At 66.8% G+C, this 3,679-nt stretch carries 2 protein-coding genes; both read left to right on the forward strand.

Features of this window, described 5'->3' with window-relative positions:
• The first annotated feature begins 246 nt into the window (after positions 1-246).
• Positions 247-1,746 carry a lysine--tRNA ligase gene (gene lysS / locus Q8R75_RS10805; protein ID WP_305626050.1) on the forward strand — a complete coding sequence of 500 codons (1,500 nt, stop codon included), beginning with the start codon at positions 247-249 and terminating at the stop codon, positions 1,744-1,746.
• 229 nt (positions 1,747-1,975) lie between these two features.
• On the forward strand, positions 1,976-3,679 hold a 1,704-nt coding region (gene mnmC, locus Q8R75_RS10810; RefSeq protein WP_305615488.1), incomplete at its 3' end, for a bifunctional tRNA (5-methylaminomethyl-2-thiouridine)(34)-methyltransferase MnmD/FAD-dependent 5-carboxymethylaminomethyl-2-thiouridine(34) oxidoreductase MnmC.

Consider the following 3,679-nt stretch of genomic DNA (forward strand, 5'->3'; position numbering starts at 1 on the left):
AGCGGCGGCCTCGCCGCGATACGCACGCTGATCATCGACCATCGCTGCTCGATCGCGGCGAGGCCGCCGCTCCCACAGACCGCCGCTCCCACCAGGCAGCCATTCCCACAGCGACACCGCTCTTGATCAGGCGAACCTGGCCGTCCGACAGAGACCGCACTTGTGCCGCCTGCCAGCAATCGGCGAAAATCCGCGCCTTTGGCCTGTACGTGACCTGCGTGCAGGCTTCATCCATCCGAGCCCGCCATGACCGATTCCGCCGCACTGCCGCCCGACGACGAAAACCACATCATTGCGGAGCGGCGCGAAAAACTGCGTCTTTGGCGAGAGGGCGGTGCGGCCTATCCGAACGATTTCAGCCGCACCCATTACGCGGGCGAGCTCACTGCGCAGCACGCCTCGACCAGTGGCGAAGCACTTGAGGCGACACCCGAACACGTGCAGATGGCCGGTCGGATGATGCTCAAGCGGGTCATGGGCAAGGCCAGTTTCGCGACGCTCCAGGACATGTCGGGCCGCATACAGCTCTACATCACGAACGACGGCGTCGGCGAAGAGGTGCATGGTGCATTCAAGCACTGGGACCTGGGCGACATCGTCGGCTGTTCCGGCGTGCTGTTCCGCACCCGCACGGGTGAGCTGACGATCAAGTGCGAAGCCGTGCGCCTGCTGTCGAAGGCGCTGCGTCCGCTGCCGGAGAAGTTCCACGGTCTGGCCGATCAGGAAACGAAGTACCGCTTCCGCTACCTCGACCTGATCACCAACGACGCCTCGCGCAATACCTTCATCGCGCGCAGCCGGCTGATGAGTTCGCTGCGCGCCGAAATGACGCGTCAGGGCTTCCTCGAGGTCGAAACGCCGATGATGCATCCCATCCCGGGCGGCGCGGCCGCCAAGCCGTTCAAGACCCACCACAACGCGCTCGACATGGAACTGTTCCTGCGCATTGCGCCAGAGCTGTACCTGAAGCGCCTGGTGGTCGGCGGCTTCGAGAAGGTGTTCGAGGTGAATCGCAACTTCCGCAACGAAGGCATCAGCCCGCGCCACAACCCCGAATTCACGATGATGGAGTTCTATCAGGCGTATGCCGACTACCGGCAGCTGATGGATTTCACCGAGTACCTGCTGCGCCACTGCGCCGAACAGGCGCTGGGCACGACGAAGTTCATGTATCAGGGGCGCGAACTCGATCTGGGCCAGCCCTTCCACCGGCTGACCATCGTGCAGGCGATCCAGAAATACAACCCGCAGTACTCCGACGCCGATCTGGCCGACGAGACCTTCGTCAAGAAGGCGATCAACACGCACGGCGAAACGGTCAAGCCGGGCGGCCTCGGTTCGCTGCAGCTGCAGTTGTTCGAAGCCTGTGCCGAAGCGCAGCTGTGGGAGCCGACCTACATCGTCGACTACCCGGCCGAAGTGAGCCCGCTGGCGCGCCGCTCCGACACCCAGCCGGACATCACCGAGCGCTTCGAACTGTTCATCGTCGGGCGCGAAATCGCCAACGGCTTTTCGGAACTGAACGACCCGGAAGACCAGGCGGCCCGCTTTCTCGACCAGGCGAAAGCGAAGGACGCCGGCGACGAGGAAGCGATGTTTTTCGACGCCGACTACATCCGTGCACTCGAACACGGCCTGCCACCGACCGGCGGCTGCGGCATCGGCATCGACCGTCTGGTGATGCTGCTGACCGATTCGTCCAATATCCGCGACGTCATCCTGTTCCCGCAGATGCGCCGCGAGTAGCCCTATCTGCTTCGGGAGCTGTGGCTGTGGGAGCGGCGGCCTCGCCGCGATCCGAACTATGCAATGCGACCATCCACTCACTGATCGCGGCGAGGCCGGCGCTACCACCGGCCGCCGATAACTCACGCCGGCACTCACACGGGGCAGCACCCACAGGCCGCCACCGGAACTCCGGCGCGTCTGCATTCATCACAGGTGCCGCACCCGCATTCGGCAAAAAGGGTCCTGAATGTCCCGCCCGCTTCAACTCCTGCAGCCCGCCACGCTGACCTTCGATGATGAAGGCACGCCGCGCTCGTCGCTGTTCAATGACCGCTATCACTCCTGCGAAGGGCCGCTGGCCCAGGCGCAGTTCGTATTTCTCGGCGGCAACGGCCTGCCCGGGCGCTGGGCCGGACGGGAACGCTTCGTCGTGCTGGAGACGGGATTCGGCCTCGGTCTGAACTTCCTCGCGACATGGCGCGCCTGGCGCGACGACCCAACGCGCTGCGACCGACTGCATTTCGTATCGATCGAAAAGCATCCGGTCGCCCAGTACGACCTCGCGACCTACTTCCAGCGCGCGCTGCCGCAGGACATGAGCGACATGGCGCAGCGGCTGATCGAACGCTGGCCGCTGCCGGTAGCCGGCGTGCATCGCATCGAATTCGACGGTGGCCGCATCGTGCTGACCCTGGCTTTCGGCGACGCCGACGCGCTGCTGCCGCAACTTACTGTGCGCGCCAATGCGCTCTATCTCGACGGCTTTTCGCCGGCGCGCAACCCGGACATGTGGTCGGAGCGCATCTGCCGACACCTGAAGCGGCTGAGCGCAGACGACGTGACGCTGGCGACCTGGACCGTATCGGCGGCGCTGCGCCGGGCGCTGGCCGACCACAGTTTCGTCACCGAAAAGCGGCTCGGACTGAAACCCAAGCGTGACATGCTGACCGGCGCGCTGCATGCGCAGGCGCAGGCCGCCGCCCTGCGCCACCGGCCGCAAACCAGCGCCCCCCGGCGCGTGGCGGTGATCGGTGCCGGGCTGGCCGGCTGCGCGCTGGCCGAGCGGCTGGCGGCACGCGGCATCGAAGTGGTGCTGATCGAGCGCCACGGCGCACCGGCGCAGGAGGCATCGGGTAACGCGGCCGGCGTGCTGCGCCCCATGGTGGCGCGCGACGACAGCTTCGCCGCGCGCTTTTCGCGTGCCGCCTTCCTGCATGCCTCCAGCCATCTGCGGCGGCTCGACGGCGAGGGGCGCCCGCTGAAATGGGGCCCGACCGGCGTGATGCAGATCGCGCAGGACGCCGAACAGGAACAGATGCAGCACGCGCTGTGGGCGTCGCACGCCTTGCCCGATGCGTTCGTTCGTCACCTGTCCGACTGGGAAATGACGCGGCGCGTCGGCTACACGGTGCCGCGCGGCGGCTGGTGGTTTCCGCGCGGCGCCTGGGTCAATCCACCCAGCCTGTGCGAAGCCAATCTTGAGCGGGCCGGCGACGCCGTGACCCGGCTGTTTTCCAGCGAGGTCATCGGTCTCGCACATGACGGCGCCGCCTGGCAGGTGAGCGCCGGCGACAGCACGCTGGTGAGCGCCGACGCGGTCGTGCTGGCCAATGCGTCGGACGCGGCTGCGCTGTCGCCGCTGGCGCTGCCACTCATCCGCATCCGCGGCCAGGTCACCCGCCTGCCACGCGCGCTGCTGCCGCAGTTGCACGTCACGCTGTGCTGCGACGGTTATCTTTGCCCGACACCGGACGGCGACCTGAATCTGGGCGCCAGCTTCGACGTCGGCGACGTAGACTGCAGCGTGCGCAGCGACAGCCATGCCGGCAATCTGGCCCGGCTCGGGCGGCTGCTGCCGGACACCGTGCTGATGCCCGATGTGCGCAAACTCGCCGGTCGGGTCGCGTTCCGCACCGCGACGCCCGACCGCATGCCGCTGATCGGCGAACTG

The sequence above is a fragment of the Methyloversatilis sp. genome, from assembly GCF_030696805.1.
Lineage (GTDB): Bacteria > Pseudomonadota > Gammaproteobacteria > Burkholderiales > Rhodocyclaceae > Methyloversatilis.

Bases quoted from the DNA above. Each gene is read 5' to 3' on its own strand.
- lysS (WP_305626050.1), top strand. From the start codon at position 247: ATGACCGATTCCGCCGCACTGCCGCCCGACGACGAAAACCACATCATT.